This is a genomic window from Lysinibacillus sp. JNUCC 51 (assembly GCF_015999525.1).
Lineage (GTDB): Bacteria > Bacillota > Bacilli > Bacillales_A > Planococcaceae > Lysinibacillus > Lysinibacillus xylanilyticus.
The window spans coordinates 4550537-4570430 of sequence record NZ_CP065545.1 but is presented as its reverse complement, the minus strand read 5'-3'; the positions used below and the strand labels follow the sequence as shown (position 1 = coordinate 4570430).

The window sequence follows — 19894 nt, the reverse complement described above, 5'->3', positions numbered from 1 at the left end:
TTAAAGTAAACCGTCACAAATAGGTAATAAATCTCACTCTTTAAAACCTACTATCTCAGATATTATTAATTATTCAGCCTAAAAGAAATAATAATTATTATTATAAATTTGTCAGAGCGGCAGTCTTCGCTTTATTCTTCAACACCTGCCATACGCGCGTAAACTGCACCAAGATTTGGCATTCCGCCTTGTGCACCAAATTTCTCCACTGATAATGAAGCTGCGATATTTGCAAAATACACTGCCTGATCCAATGATTGCCCTTCTACTAAAGCATAAGCGAGTGCACCGTTAAACGTATCGCCTGCACCTGTTGTATCTATTGCTTTTGTCAAATAGCCCGGAACGTGAATAGGATATTCACCATCAAAATAGTGTGCACCATTACTACCTAACGTCACAATCATTTTATTAGGATATTTTTCGAGTATTTGTTCAATATCATCTCCAAAAATTTCTGCACACTCCGTTTCATTTGGTGTGATATAAGTAATATCCTCCATCCATTGCACATCAAAATTAGCAGCCGGTGCTGGATTTAATAAAACAGGTACATTCGCTTCTTTACAAAGTTTTATTGCATAAGCGGTCGTTTCCGTTGGGATTTCTAGCTGCATAATTACCATTTGACTTTTTTGAATAATTTCTTTCGCTGCCTCTATATGTGCGGGCATTAATTCATAATTTGCCCCAGGCACTACAATGATACGGTTATCGTTATTGTAGATTAATATATTAGCAATCCCAGTAGGTGCCGATACACTTGCAATAGTCTCAGTTTGAACATGCTCTTGCTGTAAAACAATGCGTAATGCTTCTCCAAAACTATCGGCACCCACACAGCCTATCATTGTAACTTCACTTCCAAGACGTGCTGCAGCAATTGCCTGATTTGCCCCTTTTCCTCCTGGGATCGTTTGAAAATCTTTACCGAATATAGTTTCTCCCTGCTTTGGAAAAACCCCCATTTGTACAACTAAATCCATATTTATGCTACCTATAACTGTAATCATCATTTTACCTACCTTCCATCTTATTTTTTCATTTTAACTGAGAAAACAATAGAAAGACAGGTCATTTACATTTGAAAATTATGGAGCACAGATAACATTACCAATAATATCCAGCGTCCATTAATCCAAAAGCAAATCAAACTCATACCATTATATTTTCAATTAAGTTTTCCCTTTCCTTGCCTCTAATTCAATTTTTCTATCACAATCTTCACAGGAAAATTTTCCGTTCATATTTTGTTTATATAGTTTATATTTCCTTGTCCCTTCTACAACTTTAAATTCTTTCTTACAAAAAATACAATGCATCGAATAGCTAATCATAATATTTCCTCCTTTAAGCCGATGTAGTATTTTTGGGTATATAGTACAAAATACAATGAAATCGAAAATAAAATACTTATAATACCGAAAATAATGGCCGTCATTTGAAGCGTAAATAATTCTGCAAACAGACCTAACAGTAAGATAAATGAAATTTGTAAAATATTTTGAAAAATATTCGCAATACTACCGAATCTCCCCATCATTTCAGGCGGTACATATTGCTGATAAAACGTTTCATAACCAGTATTACTAAATGCCATAAAAAAGCCTAGAAAAATAAAACTTACAAACGACAAAATACTCGATGTCGAGGCATAAAAAGCTGTATAAAACAGCATTGTCAGGAACAAGCCAATAACCATATATGACCGAGTGGACATTTTTTTGGCAAAGCTTGCAGCAACCATTCCCCCTATAATTGCTCCAGCTCCTGCACTACTCACAAAAGCACCATATAAGCTATCAGATAAAGCCAAATCTTGTTTCATAAATGTTGCTTCTTGAGAATCAAGCGCAAATGCAATCATTAATGCACTTTGAAACAGTAAATAAATTGTTAAAAATAATGAATTTTGTCGAATGAAAGCTATCACAGCTAGATAGTCACTTTTTAATATTTGCCAAGTTATACGTTGTTGTGAAGATTCTTTCACATCATCTACGTCAGGTAATAAGTAAATAATCATAGCACAAACAAAAAATGTAAAGCTGTTGAACCAAATTGTAACCGTTGTATTAAAAAGCATGATGAGGAGTCCTGCTAGAGCTGGACCTACTAAAAACGAGCCAGAATTAAACGTGCCAAGTATTGCATTAAATTGTTGTCTATCTTCTGAGGGAACAAGCTTTGTAATATAATATGTACTACTAGGTCCAAAAAAACTACTCGCTATATTCGCTAAAAATAACAGCGTATAAATGAGCCAAATAGATTCCATAAACGGCATACAAAAAACAATGAAACCTCGTATAATATCAGTTGCAATCATTAACTTACGTTTATTCATACGATCAATGAACGAGCCAGCTACCAAACTTGTTAAAACTCTTGCTGTTGGTCCGACAATAAAGATGCCAGCCATCGCTGCCGGTGATTGTGTTAAATGCCATACAAATAAATTTAGCGCTACAAGGTAGATCCAATTCCCTAAATTTGAAAAGCCTAAGCCCCCAATTAACAAACTGTATTTTCGAAGGATTTTCAATATAGTTCCTCCCTTTATACTTTTTACAAAAGCTTTTTCTGGTAAATGTTTAAATGCTCATCTCTATACTGTGTAATTATTTTCCGTTCCTACTTATATAGAAGAGATTCGTTTTAATCCTAACTTTTAGTGACGAGGCAACAAAATGGATAACATTCCATTTTTTTCCGAAACTCTATTTATATATTATCAAAATATTACATCAATTTGTCGTTCTTTTTAAAATAAATAAAAAATTAACTATAGCTGTATTTTTATTATGTAAAGTGGTAATAACCAGTCATTTACTATTTAAGGAGTTTTTCTTTACTACCTGATCAGTTTTGGCCCTCACCCGATCACACCGTCTTGAGGATTTCCTCCTTCACTCTACGCAATTCCTTCTTTAATCAATAAAAAAACTGAAGACACCATATCGGTCTTCAGTCAAAAGGTAAACCCTTCATTTATTAAAATGCTATACGTTCTGCTTCGTAAGCAGCAATATGTTCTTCGTATTTAAAGGTTAAAGCAATTTCATCCCAGCCATTCAGCAATGTTTCTTTATAGTAAGGGTCGATGCTAAATTTATAAATTGCACCATCTTCACCCGTTACTGTTTGTGCTTCTAGACTAACTTCCATCTTGTATGGATTTTCTAAGCCTTTAGCTAATATTTCATCGCACTCTGCTTCAGTTAGTTTGATTGGTAAAATCCCATTTTTGAAGCAGTTATTATGAAAAATATCTGCAAATGATGGAGCAATTACTACATTGAACCCATAGTCTAAGATTGCCCACGGTGCATGTTCACGAGATGAACCACACCCGAAGTTATCTTGTGCTACTAAAATTTTGGAGTCTTTAAACTCAAGTTTGTTTAATACAAAATCCTTAATTTCATTGCCCTCTGCATCAAAGCGCCAATGGTAAAATAAATACTGACCAAAACCTGTACGCTCAATTCGTTTTAAAAACTCTTTCGAAATAATTTGATCTGTATCGACATTTTTACGATTAAGTGGTGTTATCACACTATTTACGATATTAATTGGTTCCATTTGCAATCATCCTTTCCGTGTAAATCAATTACGCCTTGGCGTAATTGCGTCCTGGATTTTGAATTGTGCCTAGGCCTGCACGAGGCAGGTCAGTTAGCCGTTTTCGCAGGATGCGAAGGTTTAGGCTAATATCCTTATTTTGGCTCCTTTCAAAATCCGTGACATCTGCCAGAGGCTTTATCTTCATTCAGTTTTAATTTTGTATTTGGTAATCTACTGAATAGAAATTACAATCGTAATAATCTCACCATAAATATTCGTTGAATGAAGATAAAAATTACACAGTTTCCTTTACGAATTCACGAACGTCCACAAAGTGACCAGCAATTGCTGCTGCAGCTGCCATTGGCGGTGATACTAAGTGTGTACGAGAACCTGCTCCTTGACGTCCCTCAAAGTTACGGTTTGACGTTGATGCACAGCGTTCGCCCGCTGGTACTACATCATCATTCATTGCCAGACACATTGAGCAACCTGTCTCACGCCATTCAAATCCAGCATCTGTAAAGATTTTATCTAATCCTTCTGCTTCTGCTTGTATTTTCGTCGAATATGATCCTGGCACTACGATCGCTGTTACATTTTCATGCACCTTACGCCCTTTAATAACATCTGCAGCTGCACGTAAATCACTGATGCGGGAGTTAGTACAGGAACCGATAAATACGTGTTGAATATCGATCGAAGTTAATGGTTGACCTTCCTCTAAGCCCATGTAGGCAAGTGCTTTACGAAGAGCAGCTTTATCTGACTCATCCTCATAATCTGCCTGTGTTGGAACATTACTTGAAACACCTGAACCCATTGACGGATTCGTTCCCCAAGTGATGATTGGCTCAATTTCTTCTGCTTGAATGATTCGAACTGTATCATAAGTTGCATCATCATCGGATGCTAAGCTTAACCAATAATCTGCAGCTTCCGCAAACTTTTCTCCCTGTGGTGCATGTTTGCGTCCACGAATATAGTCAACAGTCGTTTGGTCAGGAGAAATTAACCCTGCCTTTGCCCCAGCCTCGATTGACATGTTGCAAATTGTCATCCGTTCTTCCATAGAAAGTTTGTGGATAGCCTCTCCAGTGAATTCCACTATATGTCCTGTGCCGACACCGATACCGAATTTCGAAATAATCGCTAGAATAATATCTTTGGCAGCTACACCTACAGGGAGCTCACCTTCTACACGAATTTCCATTGTTTTCGGCTTGTTTTGCCATAAAGTTTGTGTTGACAATACATGCTCTACCTCAGAAGTACCAATACCGAAGGCAATCGCTCCGAACGCACCGTGGGTAGACGTATGGGAGTCGCCACAGACAATCGTTTTACCAGGCTGAGTTAAACCTAGCTCTGGTCCAATTACGTGAACAATTCCTTGGTCAGGATGCCCCATACCTGCAAGCTCAACGCCAAATTCTTTAGCATTTTTTGCTAACGTTTCAATTTGATTACGTGCAATTGGATCATGTATCGTTGGTAAATTTTTTGTAGGTACGTTATGATCCATTGTTGCAAAGCTTAAATCTGGGCGACGCACTTGACGTCCGTTCATCCGTAGTCCTTCAAAAGCTTGCGGAGAAGTTACTTCATGAATTAAATGGAGATCAATATATAACAGGTCCGGTTTGCCCTCTTCCTGATAAACGAGATGTTTATCCCAAATCTTTTCAATTATATTTTTGCCCATTATCTTCACCTATTTCTTAAATGTATGTTGTCATAATGCTTTCTGAAACAAAACTTGTATCAATCTCGTTAATTACTTTATCTGTCCATTCATTCGTCGATAGTATACGACTGCCATCACGTGCAAGATCTGCCGTGAAATAGCCATCATCAAATACTGCACTTACAGCCCGTTCGATTTCTGCAGCCTCTTCTTTTAAGCCAAATGAATATTGTAGCATCATTGCAACTGAAAGAATTGTTGCTGCTGGATTTGCTACGCCTTGGCCTGCAATTTCTGGTGCTGAGCCATGTACTGGTTCATAAAGACCAAAATTATCTCCGCGAATGGATGCAGATGGTAGTACGCCTAAAGAGCCTGTAATAACAGATGCTTCATCACTTAAAATATCTCCAAACATATTTTCAGTAACTACTACATCATAATGACCAGGGTTTGTAATTAATTTCATAGCAACTGAGTCTACTAAATTGTGCTCCACTTGCACATCTGGATATTCTTTTTTCTTCGCTTCTACAACTTCGCGCCATAAACGACTTGTTTCAAGTACATTTGCTTTATCAACAGAGCATAATTTGCCTCCACGTAAACGTGCTAATTCAAAGGCATTTTCAACAATACGCTCAACTTCTGCAGTTGAGTAAACAGTTGTATCAATCGCGCCATTCTCAGTACGCATACGTGGTTCCCCGAAGTATACGCCGCCTGTTAATTCACGTACAATCATTAAATCGACGTTTTCAGCTACTTCACGCTTTAATGGTGAAGCATCTAGTAAGCTCGGGAACGCCTTTACTGGACGTAGGTTTGCGAATAAGTCAAAGTGTTTGCGAATACGTAGTAATCCTTTTTCTGGACGTAATTCTGGCGGATTATTATCCCATTTCGGACCACCAACGGCTCCAAGTAAAACTGCGTCACTATTTTCACACATCTCAATTGTTTCATCTGGTAGTGGATTATTGTGTTGGTCGATGGCAGCGCCTCCGATTGTTGCATAACTTAAATGGAATGTATGGTTGAATCGCTTACCAATCACCTGTAATACACGTACAGCAGAAGCAACAACCTCTGGCCCTATTCCGTCACCAGGAAGTACTGAAATTTTTTTCTCCATCGTCAAAACACCTTTCTTTGTATAGCGCTGAAATACGCTATTTTAGTAAGACTCTCACCTATATTAATAGGTGAGGTCATCAATATTACGACTACACATAACATAATTGGCATAATTCCGTGACATCCGCCGGAAGCTTTAACTTACAGGCTGTGTACGAAGGCTTGCTTGTATTAAATGACGGTTGATGGCATTTAAATAAGCTTTTGCCGATGCTTCTAAAACATCCTGTGAAGAGTTTCGTCCGGTTGTTGAAATACCATCATATCGAATATTAATTACAGCTTCTCCTAATGCATCTCGTCCCTTACCAACAGACTTAACTCGATAATCAATCACATGAATATCTCCTTGAACAAGTTGCTCAAGCGTATTGAAAATAGCTTCCACCGATCCAGAACCCGTTGCCACAACTGTCTTTTCCAAACCTTCTGGTGTTAAAACAATCGCTGTTGCTGTTGGTATATTTTCTGTACCATATTGCACCTGTACCATCTTTAATTCGTAAAGTGGAACATCTTCTATTTGAACTTGTTGCTCTGTAAGAAGCGTTAGTAAATCTTCTTCTGTAATTTCTTTTTTACGATCAGCAAGCTTTTTAAATTCAGTAAATGCTTTATTTAGTTTTTCATCCGAAAGGTTGTAGCCCATTGTTTCTGCACGGTCACGGAATGCTGCTCGGCCAGAGTGTTTACCTAGAACAAGTGGCACCTCTCCTTCACCAATAAGAGCCGGTGTAATAATTTCATACGTTTCCGGATTTTTTAACATACCATCTTGGTGAATACCTGATTCGTGAGCAAATGCATTTTTACCAACAATCGCTTTATTCGGCTGAATAACCACATTCGTAAGCTTACTGACTAATTGAGATGTACGCTTAATTTCTTGTAAATGAATACCTGTTTCTACAGGGTAAATATCTTTACGGATATGAAGGGCAACTGCGATTTCTTCAAGCGCAACATTTCCAGCGCGCTCTCCGATACCGTTAATCGTACCCTCTACTTGTGAGGCACCATTTTCAATGGCTGCAATCGTGTTAGCGGTCGCCATACCTAGATCATCATGGCAATGTGCAGAGAATTTTACCTTGTCTGCACCTTTTACGTTTTCAAGTAGGAATTTAAATAATGCACCATATTCTTGTGGCGATGCATATCCTACTGTGTCAGGTACATTAATGGTTGTTGCACCTGCCGCAATAACATCATTCATAATACGTACTAAAAATTCACGATCTGAACGAAATGCATCTTCTGCAGACCATTGTACAAGCGGAAAGATTTTTTTCGCGTATTTTACAGCTTCAACCGCTTGTTCTACTACTTGATCGGGTGATTTTTTTAGCTTGTATTCCATATGAATTGGGGAAGTAGCTAGGAAAATATGAATGTGTGGCTGTTCGGCCACTTTAATTGCATCCCACGTTGTGTCGATATCCTTTTGTACACAGCGAGCTAAGCCAGTTACGATAGAGTTTTTTACTGTCCCTGCAATACGATTTACCGCTTCAAAGTCACCGGGTGACGAAGCAGGAAAACCTGCTTCAATAATTGTCACTCCAAGGCGCTCCAGTTGCTTAGCGATTTCAATCTTCTCTGCTGTGTTTAGATTAATGCCAGCAGATTGTTCGCCGTCACGAAGGGTAGTATCGAAAATATCAATTTTTCGCACTTGCAGCCACTTCTCTCACAACTTTTTCTTTACCTTCGTTGATGAATGGCATCATAGCACGTAATTTAGCACCAACTTCTTCGATTTGGTGGTTTGCACCAGCTTCTTTGAATTTTGTATATTCTGGACGACCGTTTTCGTTTTCTTGAATCCAACGACGAGCGAATGTACCATCTTGGATATCAGTTAATACATCTTTCATACGAGCTTTAACTGAGTCATCGATAATACGTGGTCCCGCTACATAGTCACCCCACTCTGCTGTATCTGATACTGAGTAACGCATTGTTGCCATACCACCTTCAAACATTAGGTCAACAATTAATTTTAGTTCGTGAAGTGTTTCAAAGTATGCTAATTCTGGTTGGTAGCCTGCTTCTACTAAAGTTTCGAAACCTGCTCTTACTAATTGTGTAGCACCACCACAAAGTACAGCTTGCTCACCGAATAAATCAGTTTCAGTTTCTTCTTTGAATGTTGTTTCAAGTAAGCCGCCACGAGCTGCACCGATTCCTTTTCCGTATGCAAGAGCTAAATCTTTTGCTTGACCAGTTGCATCTTGATGAATTGCGAATAAGCCTGGTACACCAGCACCTTCTTGGAATTGACGACGAACTAAATGTCCTGGACCTTTCGGAGCAACTAAGAATACATCCACATCTGCTGGCGGTGTAATTTGACCGAAATGAATGTTAAAACCATGTGCAAACATAAGTGCCTTACCTGCTTCAAGATGTGGAGCAATTTCAGCCTCATATACAGCTTTTTGACGCTCATCTGGAAGTAAAATTTGGATAACATCTGCTTCTTGCGCTGCTTCAGCAACAGTTTTTACATCTATTCCATCCGCTTTTGCTGCATCGAATGATCCACCTGGGCGAACTCCTACTACTACATCGAATCCTGATTCTTTAAGGTTTAATGCATGTGCGTGACCTTGTGAACCATAACCGATGATTGCGATTTTTTTTCCTTTTAATACTTCCTCGTTGATGTTTTGTTCATAGTACATAGTAGCCATTGTTTGTTTCCTCCTAATATTGGTTTTTTTTTACTTCAGATGCAAACCGACTTAGGGCATGCATCCAAAGCTATGAATTTTATATGCAAACTATTTTAAAATAGAGAGCTGCGCGTTTGAGATTTTTTGTGTTTCACGAACAGATGCAGTAGCTCCTGTACGCGTTAATTCTTTAATACCATAAGGTCGAATTAGTTCAATAAAGGCGTCAATCTTATCTGGATCGCCTACTACTTGATATGTGACAACGTTTTTCGCTGTATCAATAATTTGTGGACGGAATGGTTCAACAATTGAATTCATTTCCAATCGTAAGTTTGGTGGTGAAATTACCTTCACAAGTGCTAATTCGCGTAGCACGATTGATTTATCTGTAATGTCATTGACCTTTAACACATCAATTTGCTTCGATAATTGCTTCACAAGCTGTTCAATTTTACGCTCATCCTCAACGTTTACAACAAAAGTCATTTTAGAAAAGTTTGGCTGTTCTGTATGACCAACTGTGATTGATTCGATATTAAATTGACGCTTCATAAGTAAGCCTGTTACACGATTTAACACACCGCTTTGGTTAATCACTGTTACTGTAATTACTCGTTTCAATTCTCTTTCACCCCAATCATTTCATGTAGGCCTTTGCCTGGTGCTACCATTGGGTAAACACATTGATGCTGTTTAACACGACAATCAATTAACACTGGCTCATCAGAAAGTAGTGCCTCGCGGAAAATACTTTCCGCTTCATCGATTGTGTTGATTCGGTAGCCCTTAAGATCATATGCATCAGCTAATTTAACAAAATCTGGTTGAACCGGCATTAATGAAGATGAATAACGCTCCTCATAGAATGTTTCTTGCCATTGGCGTACCATTCCTAGACAGCTGTTATTTAAAATTACTACTTTTACCGGTAAGTTGAATTCTTGTAGTATTGAAAGCTCTTGCGCAGTCATTTGGAATCCTGCATCTCCTACAATAGCAACAACTTTTTTGTCTGGCTTCGCAAACTGGGCGCCAATTGCAGCTGGGAAGCCGAAGCCCATCGTACCAAGTCCACCAGACGTTACCCATCCATGATCATTGTTTAAGTGATAATATTGCGCAGCCCACATTTGATGCTGACCAACATCTGTAGTGACAATTGCGTCACCTTCTGTAATTTTATGCACAAGCTCTAGTGCTTCCTGCGGTAAAATTTCTTTATCCCCTGGCTCCTTGCTGTACCATAATGGATATTCCTTTGCGTGATTATTTAAGTACTCTAACCATTCTGTTGTATCTGGACCATCGAAGCCCTTTTTCAATAATGCTTTTAATGCTTCTTTGGCATCTGCAACGATTGGAATATCCGTAGGAACGTTTTTTCCAATTTCCGCTGGATCAATATCGATGTGTATGATTGTTGCATTTGGAGCAAATGTTGCTAAATTACCCGTTAAACGGTCATCAAAGCGAGCTCCGATATTCAATAATAAATCTGATTTTGTTATAGCTGTGTTCGCCGTTGCAGTTCCGTGCATTCCTGCCATACCGATGAATAATTCATGCTCTCCATGGATAGAACCAAGTCCTAGTAGAGTGTTTGCTACTGGAATTTGGTATTTTTCAGCGAATGCTGTTAACTCTTCTTTGGCATCTGCAAAGAGTACACCTGCTCCAGCTAAAATAACTGGATTTTTAGCCAATGAAATCGCCTGAATGGCCTTTTGAACTTGTAAATAATTTGGTTTATATGTTGGTTGATAACCAGGTAAATATATTTCGTCAGGAGCCTGTGGTGGATTCTCCACATCAAATAACATTTGAGAAACATTTTTAGGGAAATCCACTACAACAGGGCCCTTTCGCCCAGTGCTTGCAATATGGAAAGCCTCTTTAACAATACGTGGGATATCATTAACATCCTGTACCTGATAATTGTGCTTCGTAATTGGTGTCGTAATTCCCATAATGTCCGCTTCTTGGAAAGCATCTGTACCAATCACAGATGTTGAAACTTGACCTGTGAATACAACTAATGGGATGGAATCAATCATCGCATCAGCAATACCAGTTACTAAGTTTGTTGCCCCCGGGCCGCTTGTTGCAATAACTACACCAGTTTTATTGGAAACACGCGCGTAACCTTCTGCTGCATGGATTGCACCTTGTTCATGTCTAGTTAAAATATGACGAATCGGATTTTTATACATTGCGTCATAGATTGGTAGTACCGCTCCACCTGGGTAACCAAAAACAATTTCAACACCTTGTTCATGCAGTGCTTGCACTAATACGTCTGCACCATCTTTCGCTTGATAGGTTTGTTCAGCTTTTGCTGTTGTTGCTAATTCTTCTTTCTCATTGATAGAAACATTCGTACTCATCAAATATGCCTCCTTCTTTATCATTCAATTTCACATCAGTAATGCGCATCATTGAAGTATTACAAGCTGGTTATCTCCTTGAAAAGAGACGACAGACTCTTTCTAACGTTGTAAAAAAATAAAAAGCCTTTTTCTCCACACGCAAAGAATTACCTTACGTAGGGATGAAAAAGACTTTCCATGGTACCACCCTTTTTTATAGCAAATAATTGCTACCTCGTGAATAAATATAAGCATTTATGCACCAACGCGAGATCATTCGCATCCAATACGGTGTCATAAATTATTTATTCATTAATAACGAGCACTTTCGATTATGCCCGGAGCTATCTAATGGCGAACACGCGTTTAATAGCTCACTCAGAGGGGATGTCGGATCTAGTTGTATCGCCGGCTTCCAGCACGACCGGCTCTCTGGTAAATACAAGGCTCTAGAACCTTTAACCTCATCAACGCTTTATCTTTTTCAATTGTGCCTTGGCATAATTGCGTCTGGAATCGGCTTTGTGCTTGCACAAAGAACTCCTTTCCGATTCCATGACATCCGCCGGAGGCTTTAACTTCTGAAAGAAGTTAAATTTTCATAACGCCACCTGTAGAGGCGCTTGTTACTAATTTTGAATATCTTGCTAACCAACCGCGCTTAATTTTCGGTTCAAATACCGGCAGTTTTGCACGACGTTCAGCTAATACTTCGTCTGAAACTTCTAAATTAATAGTTCGATTTGGTAGATCAATTGTAATAATGTCACCGTTCTCTACTAAAGCGATTGGACCGCCTTCTGCAGCTTCTGGTGAAATATGTCCGATTGAAATACCACGAGATGCACCTGAGAAACGTCCATCTGTAATTAATGCAACCTTTGTGCCAAGACCGCGGCCTTGAATCGCAGACGTTGGTGCAAGCATTTCAGGCATCCCTGGGCCACCTTTTGGTCCTTCGTAGCGAATGACGACAACATGACCCTCTTTAACCGTCCCGTTATCGATATTTTCCTGTGCCGCTTCTTGTGATTCAAAGACGATTGCTTCGCCTCTGAATACTTTAATAGAAGGGTCTACAGCTCCTACTTTAATAACAGAACCATCTGGTGCGATATTTCCAAATAACACCGATAAACCGCCAACTGGGCTATACGGATTGTCTTTCGTACGAATAACTTCAGCATTTGTAATATGATAATCTTTAACAAGCTCACCCATTGTCACTCCTGCAACTGTTGGTCGATCTGGGTGAATAGCACCTGGAATGGATGCTAATTCATTAATAATGGCACTAACGCCACCCGCTTTATTAATATCATCCATTGAAATATCTGAAGCAGGCATAATTTTCGCTAGATATGGAACACGCTCTGCAACTTTATTAATATCCTCAATGTTATAATCGATTTCAGCTTCATTGGCGATTGCTAATGTATGGAGGACTGTATTTGTCGAACCACCCATCGCCATATCAAGTGCAAATGCATCATCAATAGCTTCTTTAGTAATAATGTCTCGAGGTTTTATGTCCTCTTTTATCATACGGACTAATTGTTTTGCAGCTTCTTTAATAAGCTTATGGCGCTCTTCAGAAGTAGCAACAATTGTTCCATTACCTGGTAAAGCTACCCCTAGCATTTCCATTAAGCAGTTCATAGAGTTTGCTGTAAACATTCCTGAACATGAACCACATGTTGGGCATGCATTGTTTTCAATATCTAATAGCTCTTCAGCTGACATTTTGCCAGATTTATGTGCCCCTACACCTTCAAAAACTGAAGTTAATGAAAGTTGCTTGCCAGTAGCAGAAGTACCTGCCTCCATTGGACCACCAGATACGAAAATTGACGGTACATTAGTACGAACTGCTGCCATTAACATTCCCGGTGTAATTTTGTCACAGTTAGGAATATAAAATACTCCATCGAACCAGTGTGCATTAATAACTGTTTCAGCAGAATCTGCGATAATTTCACGACTCGGTAAAGAGTAACGCATACCAATATGTCCCATTGCTATTCCATCATCTACACCGATTGTATTAAATTCGAATGGAATACCACCCGCCTCAATAATGGCTTCTTTTACAACATCTGCAAATGTACGTAAATGAACGTGACCTGGTATAATGTCGATATAAGAATTACAAACCCCAATAAATGGCTTGCCTAAATCTTTCGCTTTTACTTTGCCTGTTGCATATAAAAGACTTCGATGTGGCGCACGATCTACGCCTACTTTAATCATGTCACTTCTCATTTTAAACGCCCCTCATTTATTGCTATGTTCGTTGCTATATACAAAATGTTCTGTCTATTCCATTTTTGCGTATATGTTAATCTCTTAGAAGATTACTAATTGCTGTAACGAACGTGTTAAATTGTTGTAATCATAGTACGAAAAAAAGGTCTAGTCAACAGTATTTTTAGAATTGTTTGAACAATTTAAATAATGCATAAAATTTGAAATCGTTTTCATGCTGATTAAGCATCACTTTTATCTCGCTCCGGAGAATATTTTGACATTTTGTTCAAATTTTAATTTTTTCAATAATTCCACCATTTTTTCAAATCCTTTAAATTGCATAATATTCCTTCACAATGTAAATAATTTTCTTAAGTACCCTGTCAAAAACACATTATCAGGATCCAATTCACTACGAATTGCTAAAAATTTCTCGATATCCGGGTATAGCTCGTATACATATTTTGCGGTTAAATGATTTAGTTTGCCCCAATGCGGTCGTCCTTTATATTTCTTCATCATCGTATGAACCCATTCAAAATAAGGCTCTTCCTGCATTCCTTTATACATATGGAAGGCAACAAACGCTGATTCTTGTCCTTGGGTAGGACTTAAAAAACCTGCTTCCCCTGCTGTCGTACGACATTCTAACGGGAAATGTACATCAAAAATTCCACTTTTAAAGGTTGCGTGGATCTCCTCCATACATGCCTCAAATTGCGTTAATGGAATCGCATATTCACTTTCTTGGAACTTTACGCTACGTGGAGACGGATAAATTTCATAGCTAATCCCTGTTTTCTCCCCTTCAACTACATTGGCTGCTGCTAATTTACTCATAGCGCCACTTAACGAAGGCTTCCATTTACAAAGCTCGGACATAGCAAAAAAAGCACCGTTCTCTACTATTTGCAGTTTCAACGTCTCTATTCTCTTACTCCAATCACTTTGATAAACAGGCGCTATAGCGTTCATACGCTTCACTTGAATGGTTTCGCTGCCCGGGAAATAAAACCACTCAACATGTCGATTCTGTCGAATATCTTCAGCAAATATCGCCAGACCATTTTCTAAAGTATCTCTTGTACTCACGTAATGTAAGCTATATAGAGGTATCACCTTTATCGTTACCTTCACAAGCACACCCAGCATACCTAGCGAAACATGCAAAGCTTCAGATAAATCATCCATTCCTCTCACATGCTCCCTATAAGTACCTGTACCATCTACAAAACCCCATTTTGTTACAGCTGAGGATAACGAACCAAGTGTTACACCTGTTCCATGGGTACCCGTTGACACTGCTCCTGCAATCGTTTGCTCTTGAATATCGCCGATACGAAAAATATATACATTTCTTAAAAAATGTAGACATCTCTACTGTGACACAACTTATATCTTCCGACTTTCGTTTATGTGTCTTCCTTATTCTCTGAGTCTGGTTTCGCCAAAGCTACTACCATTTAGTATGACTCTCCAAAGGCGTAAATTCCGCAGTATCGTTGCGTACACATCTAAGGTTTATTTCTAGTTAAGCTCCTTAGATTGAATAATTTGCTAAGTTAATGCTTGCGTTCAAATCTCTATCCAACTTTAACCCACAAGAGCAGATATATAATCTGTCTTTCAGTTTCAAATCGACTTTGATTTGTCCACAACTAGAACAAGTTTTTGATGATGGAAACCATCTGTCAGCTTCAACAAATTCAATTCCGTATTTTTGACATTTATATTGAATTTGCCGTTTGAATTCATATAGCTTTTGCTCGGCTACCGCCTTGGCCAGATGTTTATTTTTCATCATACTTTTTACATTTAAATGTTCCATGACAATACGAGATGGCTTGGTTTTCACAATCTCATTAGAACATTGATGTAAATGATTTGTTCGGATGTCGTTAAGTCGCTTATATAAATTTCGGATTGCAATGTTTTGTTTTTGAATATTTTTCATATTGTTTAAAGGTGTTTTATAGATTGGCTTTCGGTTTTTAGTATACTCTTTCGTGTTGGCTTCGAGCTTACGAGCTTGTTTTCGTTGCTCTCGTTTTAACTTTTGCTCTAATCGTTTAACTTCTTTGGTTTTGTTGATGTTCTTTTTGAACTTGCCATCAGAACAAACTGCCAATTTTTTGATCCCAACATCAATTCCTAAACTTTCACCTGTTACATCAAATGGCTCAAATTCTTGCTCATATCCAATGGATAAGAACCAATTTCGTCCGTCAAATGAAATGCGTGGATTTGAATATTTATGACCTTTTTTAAGCTTAGGAAGTGCATTGCAAGTTTTTACAATGCCAATCTTTTCACCTCTAAAACCTTCATTTGTTCGTTTTAAACTTTCGTAATTTACATAAAAGCTAACTTTACTTCTTCGTCTGCTTTTGAACCTTGGCTTTTCAGTCAATCCTTCGAACCAACGCTTTCTAGCAATATCCGCATCTTTTACGGCCTGCTTCATCACATTGCTTCCGACTCCCTTAAGCCATTTATGCGTTGATGGTTTCAGTTCGTTATTGATTTTCTTACGAACTTCGCCCTCTTTGACTGTACGCTTCTCGTCGTTATAAATACGTTCGCTTTCAGCCAAGAAATAGTTGTAAGCCCATCTCGCAGTCCCCGCAGACTTCCAAAATAAAACCTCTTGTTCTTTAGTTGGCTTTAGTTTAATCTTTGTCGCCAATATCATTGTTTTTCACCTTGACTTGATGTACTGGCTCGACAATAGCCAATGACCAACTTTTGTTTAGCAAATTTCCCAATGGACATTAATTCCATGCGTACCACCTCTCTTTCACTATGATAAAATCACATTACCCTATTTAGAGAGGTTGTTAACATTTTTTATATTTGTATATATTTTTCTTGTTCACACGAAGGCGCAACCCTTCATGCAGTCTTTCTCTCACGAGTAGACCTCTTATGCTTTCACATAAGCGCAGACTATATCTTCATCTTACCTTCTAAATAAGAGCCACATTTTTCTTCCGCCATTCGCTTGCGGTTTTACTCTCCCTCAAGGAGATAGTCGTTGAACGTTTTCCTTGTCTCATTAGAGATTTAGGACTTTCGCTGCTAAACATCCATTGTCAAAGCACTTAGCGCCACCGTTTTCCGTTGTCACGATGATCCTTTACGGACACTGAGTAATTTTTTTCAGCTTATGCCATCCTTGTTGTTTTTTCTGCTTTCGCACCGTTACGTCTGCCGTTTCCAGCTCCGCGTTGGTCACAAGGCTTTAGGAGTTAAAAGCAATTAACGTGGAGTTCGCACCAATCGCTTGATACGAAGGGTATTCTGTTTTAAATTTATACTTCTATACAGATTTGTATAGGTTTGTCTAAATTTGTCGCAACAGTTTAGTTACCCATATTTATAAGGGCAAATCCGTGCTTCGCAAGCAACGGTCCTATTTCATATAAATACGTTCCGGACCAAAGTGTCACCTCTTGCTTCTCTTCATTCACTGCTATTAGCCCACGCATATTATGTAAAGAAAGTGCTATATGCTCAGGCATTGCAACAGCGCTAAAGGAGTGAGCAGCACCAGTGACACGAATCGTTTTTCCTAACTCACGAGCATGCTTCACGATATTCGTAACCTCTTCAATAGATCGAGGCAAGTACATCTCAGACGGATAAGAGATGACATTACCAGCCCAGTTTGTCCACTTCTCACCATTTTTCCACTTATCTATAGAAAACATTGACCATTCCCCCTATAGGTTGAATAAGTTCCCACATACTTGTCCCCTCTAATCCCATGTAGTACTTGAAATCGTTCACAAAGTTCCCCAGCCTTCGCATGTCGAAAATATAGCGTGTCCCCTACATTAACTTTTTTACGCTTTACTTTAACGGGTGTTTGAACTTCTCCCGCTCCTTCTAAGGTAAGATATGAAAAAAAGGTAGGCTCATAGAATACCGGTAATCGATCAGTATTAATTGCCCCAGACGCCGTATAACCACCACCATGGCAAACAACAATATTTTTTTCTGGCTTTCTTGTTACACTTAAAGCAAATCCAACTGCCTTTTCTAGTTGTAGATGTGTAAATTGGTCAAACAAAGCTGGTGCATAAAATGCAGAGCCAACTGTTATTTCTGTTACTTCCTTCTGTTGTGCCGTGTATGCCATACTTCCTGAACCACCACCATTTACAAAGTGCAAGCTCGGGAAATACGCTTTTATATGCGCAATTGCTAATCTACGAAACTGGGTGACTTGCTTTTTAGCTTGTAATTGCATTACTTCAATTAGTTTTCCTTTAACAGTGTTGGCTGGGCGATTACCGACTCCTGCAATTTGAGCCTCATAGCCCATCGCTCCAACCACCTCAATAAATGCTTGATTTTTAATATATTCGAGGAATGGTGTAAGTGACTCAAGTGAATGAAGCGAAGAGCGTTTCGTACCAAAATATAGCAGTTTAAAATCATTGGATACATTAATATCAATACATACTTGTACACGAACGCCTAGCTCTTGCCCTAACTTCGCCAAAAATTTGACATGTTCCCGCTTATCCACCATAAAAGTGACAGTTTTCCCGGCCTTTACGAAATGTAATAACCGACGAACAGCAGCTTCTTCCATCACCGGATATCCTAGCAGTAAATCATCAAATTGCTGTTGCAGTAAAAATATTGTTTCTGCCGCTGTGAACGTCATAAACCCCATCACATTTGGTTGATTTGTTTGTAAATAACGTAATATCTCCACAGAACGAACTGATTTCGTAGCGATGCGTATATTTTTCTCTCCACAAGCGTTGTGTACGGTTGAAATATTGTGATCCAATGCATCAAAGTCCAACCAAGCAAATGGACGTTCTAGTTCATGAAACGCTCGATCAAATCTAGTGGTCATGCTATCACTCCTTTGTTGACGCCGTTGTCTTTATTATAAAAATTCCATTTAGACATAAAAAAACAACCGTGGACATGTAATCAAATTTGCCTTCACGGTTGTTTTAATAATAGACAAGCATTTAACTCACCTTTCTATATTTTTAAGAGATTACGAGGAAAATATGAAATCCGCTGCTAAATTTAGTAACACTAGCAGATGTAAACCTGCAATAAGTAATCCTTGGCGATTTAATCGTTTCATAGCTGTCATATTCATATAGACCACTCTCCTTTTTTCACATTATACTCTCAGAAAAATCAATTTTCAAACTATTCTTAATATTAAAATTGGATCATTTTTCTGACAACCAGGCCCAAATATGGCATGATAAAAGTGAAATAATACCTATAGGGAGAGTGAGAAGGTTGAAAAAGGCTTTACTAGTAATTGATTATACGTATGATTTTGTTGCTTCTGACGGAAAACTAACTTGTGGAGAGCCCGGTCAAGCATTAGATAAAAAAATCTCATCCTTAATTCAAAAATTTATTACTGAAAACGAATTTGTCGTTTTTGCGAATGATCTACATGAGGAAGATGATCCGTTCCATCCTGAAACAAAGCTATTTCCTCCTCATAATATTCGCGGCACTAAGGGACGTCATTTATTTGGGCAAGTCGGCGAAATTTATAACCTTCACAAAGATAAAGTTCTGTGGCTCGATAAAACTCGCTATAGCGCATTTGCCGGAACCAATTTATCGATTTTATTGAATGAACGAGGTATCAAAGAAATTCATTTAGTTGGAGTTTGTACTGATATTTGCATTTTACATACAGCAGTTGATGCTTATAATTTGGGCATTTCAACGGTTGTTTATGCAGATGGTGTTGCAAGTTTTGATGCTGCAGGTCATGTGTGGGCATTACGTCATTTCGAACATACATTAGGCGCAACAGTTGTTAAGCCATAAAAACAGTATCGTAAATTTGTAATAATTACTAAAGAAACGAATACGTTTAATATACTCCATTCAGGGCATAACTAAGCAATCGCCATTATATCTTAATTTTAAGGAGATGAAAAAAATGATTAGCTTCATTTGGTATTTAATCATTGGCGGGATATTAGGTTGGTTAGCTGGCGTAATTTTAGGTAAAGATGTACCTGGCGGCATAATCGGAAATATTGTTGCTGGGGTTATCGGTTCTTGGATCGGTAGTATGATTCTTGGCAACTGGGGTTGGCGAGTTAGTAACTTTTACGTATTCCCAGCATTAATAGGTGCTGTAGTGCTGATCTTCATTGTAAGCATTATTTTAAAGAGTATGCGTAAAGCAACCTAAATATGTA

Annotated in this window: 17 protein-coding genes; 2 read left to right on the top strand and 15 right to left on the bottom strand. The window is 38.4% G+C overall.

Going from position 1 to position 19894, the window contains the following annotated elements; all coding sequences use genetic code 11:
• Window positions 1-131: 131 nt before the first annotated feature.
• The 15 genes from rbsK to JNUCC51_RS21985 all read right to left on the bottom strand — a co-directional run bounded on the left by rbsK (window position 132) and on the right by JNUCC51_RS21985 (window position 18558).
• A complete protein-coding gene (gene rbsK, locus JNUCC51_RS22055; protein ID WP_337992279.1) occupies window positions 132-1013 on the bottom strand; it encodes a ribokinase in 882 nt (293 codons plus the stop codon).
• Between the two features lie 162 nt (window positions 1014-1175).
• A complete protein-coding gene (locus JNUCC51_RS22050) occupies window positions 1176-1337 on the bottom strand; it encodes a hypothetical protein (protein WP_337989774.1) in 162 nt (53 codons plus the stop codon).
• Window positions 1334-2545 (bottom strand): MFS transporter, encoded by a 1212-nt coding sequence (locus tag JNUCC51_RS22045; protein ID WP_337989773.1) that lies wholly within the window; start codon window positions 2543-2545, stop codon window positions 1334-1336. The genes JNUCC51_RS22050 and JNUCC51_RS22045 overlap by 4 nt, the downstream gene beginning before the upstream one ends.
• 449 nt (window positions 2546-2994) lie before the next feature.
• Window positions 2995-3585, bottom strand: a complete 591-nt coding sequence (leuD, locus tag JNUCC51_RS22040) for a 3-isopropylmalate dehydratase small subunit (protein WP_337989772.1) — start codon at window positions 3583-3585, stop codon at window positions 2995-2997.
• Between the two features lie 277 nt (window positions 3586-3862).
• Window positions 3863-5272, bottom strand: coding sequence for a 3-isopropylmalate dehydratase large subunit (gene leuC / locus JNUCC51_RS22035; RefSeq protein WP_337989771.1), 1410 nt, complete (start codon window positions 5270-5272; stop codon window positions 3863-3865).
• 16 nt (window positions 5273-5288) lie between these two features.
• Window positions 5289-6389: a 3-isopropylmalate dehydrogenase gene (leuB, locus tag JNUCC51_RS22030; RefSeq protein WP_049664474.1), complete on the bottom strand. Its 1101-nt coding sequence runs from the start codon at window positions 6387-6389 to the stop codon at window positions 5289-5291.
• Between the two features lie 138 nt (window positions 6390-6527).
• Entirely contained in the window at window positions 6528-8066 is a 1539-nt protein-coding gene (locus tag JNUCC51_RS22025; RefSeq protein ID WP_337989770.1) for a 2-isopropylmalate synthase, read from the bottom strand.
• The gene (ilvC, locus tag JNUCC51_RS22020) at window positions 8053-9087 is read right to left on the bottom strand and encodes a ketol-acid reductoisomerase (protein WP_100543809.1); all 1035 of its coding nucleotides are present in this window, start codon (window positions 9085-9087) and stop codon (window positions 8053-8055) included. The genes JNUCC51_RS22025 and ilvC overlap by 14 nt, the downstream gene beginning before the upstream one ends.
• Window positions 9088-9177: 90 nt before the next feature.
• A complete protein-coding gene (ilvN, locus tag JNUCC51_RS22015) occupies window positions 9178-9693 on the bottom strand; it encodes an acetolactate synthase small subunit (RefSeq protein WP_132359853.1) in 516 nt (171 codons plus the stop codon).
• Window positions 9690-11456, bottom strand: coding sequence for a biosynthetic-type acetolactate synthase large subunit (gene ilvB / locus JNUCC51_RS22010; RefSeq protein WP_337989769.1), 1767 nt, complete (start codon window positions 11454-11456; stop codon window positions 9690-9692). Before ilvB ends, ilvN begins: the two co-directional genes overlap by 4 nt.
• 573 nt (window positions 11457-12029) lie before the next feature.
• Window positions 12030-13700 carry a dihydroxy-acid dehydratase gene (ilvD, locus tag JNUCC51_RS22005; protein WP_337989768.1) on the bottom strand — a complete coding sequence of 557 codons (1671 nt, stop codon included), beginning with the start codon at window positions 13698-13700 and terminating at the stop codon, window positions 12030-12032.
• A 336-nt stretch (window positions 13701-14036) separates the two neighbouring features.
• Entirely contained in the window at window positions 14037-14987 is a 951-nt protein-coding gene (locus JNUCC51_RS22000) for a D-arabinono-1,4-lactone oxidase (protein WP_337989767.1), read from the bottom strand.
• Between the two features lie 238 nt (window positions 14988-15225).
• The gene (locus tag JNUCC51_RS21995; protein WP_337989766.1) at window positions 15226-16377 is read right to left on the bottom strand and encodes an RNA-guided endonuclease InsQ/TnpB family protein; all 1152 of its coding nucleotides are present in this window, start codon (window positions 16375-16377) and stop codon (window positions 15226-15228) included.
• A 670-nt stretch (window positions 16378-17047) separates the two neighbouring features.
• Complete coding sequence (locus JNUCC51_RS21990; RefSeq protein ID WP_049664464.1) at window positions 17048-17395, bottom strand: FAD-binding protein; 348 nt, start codon at window positions 17393-17395, stop codon at window positions 17048-17050.
• A complete protein-coding gene (locus tag JNUCC51_RS21985) occupies window positions 17383-18558 on the bottom strand; it encodes an amino acid deaminase/aldolase (protein ID WP_337989765.1) in 1176 nt (391 codons plus the stop codon). The genes JNUCC51_RS21990 and JNUCC51_RS21985 overlap by 13 nt, the downstream gene beginning before the upstream one ends.
• Before the next feature lie 407 nt (window positions 18559-18965).
• On the opposite strand from JNUCC51_RS21985, the gene JNUCC51_RS21980 reads away from it, so the two are divergent.
• Together JNUCC51_RS21980 and JNUCC51_RS21975 are read left to right on the top strand one after the other, a co-directional pair.
• A complete protein-coding gene (locus JNUCC51_RS21980) occupies window positions 18966-19514 on the top strand; it encodes a cysteine hydrolase family protein (protein ID WP_337989764.1) in 549 nt (182 codons plus the stop codon).
• Window positions 19515-19629: 115 nt separating this feature from the next.
• On the top strand, window positions 19630-19887 hold the full coding sequence (locus JNUCC51_RS21975; RefSeq protein ID WP_049664459.1) for a GlsB/YeaQ/YmgE family stress response membrane protein: 258 nt from the start codon (window positions 19630-19632) through the stop codon (window positions 19885-19887).
• The last annotated feature ends 7 nt before the right edge of the window (window positions 19888-19894 follow it).

Coding starts and splice junctions, on each gene's coding strand:
- rbsK (WP_337992279.1), bottom strand. CDS start 1,013: ATGATTACAGTTATAGGTAGCATAAATATGGATTTAGTTGTACAAATG.
- JNUCC51_RS22050 (WP_337989774.1), bottom strand. CDS start 1,337: ATGATTAGCTATTCGATGCATTGTATTTTTTGTAAGAAAGAATTTAAA.
- leuD (WP_337989772.1), bottom strand. CDS start 3,585: ATGGAACCAATTAATATCGTAAATAGTGTGATAACACCACTTAATCGT.
- leuC (WP_337989771.1), bottom strand. CDS start 5,272: ATGGGCAAAAATATAATTGAAAAGATTTGGGATAAACATCTCGTTTAT.
- leuB (WP_049664474.1), bottom strand. CDS start 6,389: ATGGAGAAAAAAATTTCAGTACTTCCTGGTGACGGAATAGGGCCAGAG.
- ilvC (WP_100543809.1), bottom strand. CDS start 9,087: ATGGCTACTATGTACTATGAACAAAACATCAACGAGGAAGTATTAAAA.
- ilvB (WP_337989769.1), bottom strand. CDS start 11,456: ATGAGTACGAATGTTTCTATCAATGAGAAAGAAGAATTAGCAACAACA.
- ilvD (WP_337989768.1), bottom strand. CDS start 13,700: ATGAGAAGTGACATGATTAAAGTAGGCGTAGATCGTGCGCCACATCGA.
- JNUCC51_RS21995 (WP_337989766.1), bottom strand. CDS start 16,377: ATGATATTGGCGACAAAGATTAAACTAAAGCCAACTAAAGAACAAGAG.
- JNUCC51_RS21990 (WP_049664464.1), bottom strand. CDS start 17,395: ATGTTTTCTATAGATAAGTGGAAAAATGGTGAGAAGTGGACAAACTGG.
- JNUCC51_RS21985 (WP_337989765.1), bottom strand. CDS start 18,558: ATGACCACTAGATTTGATCGAGCGTTTCATGAACTAGAACGTCCATTT.
- JNUCC51_RS21975 (WP_049664459.1), top strand. CDS start 19,630: ATGATTAGCTTCATTTGGTATTTAATCATTGGCGGGATATTAGGTTGG.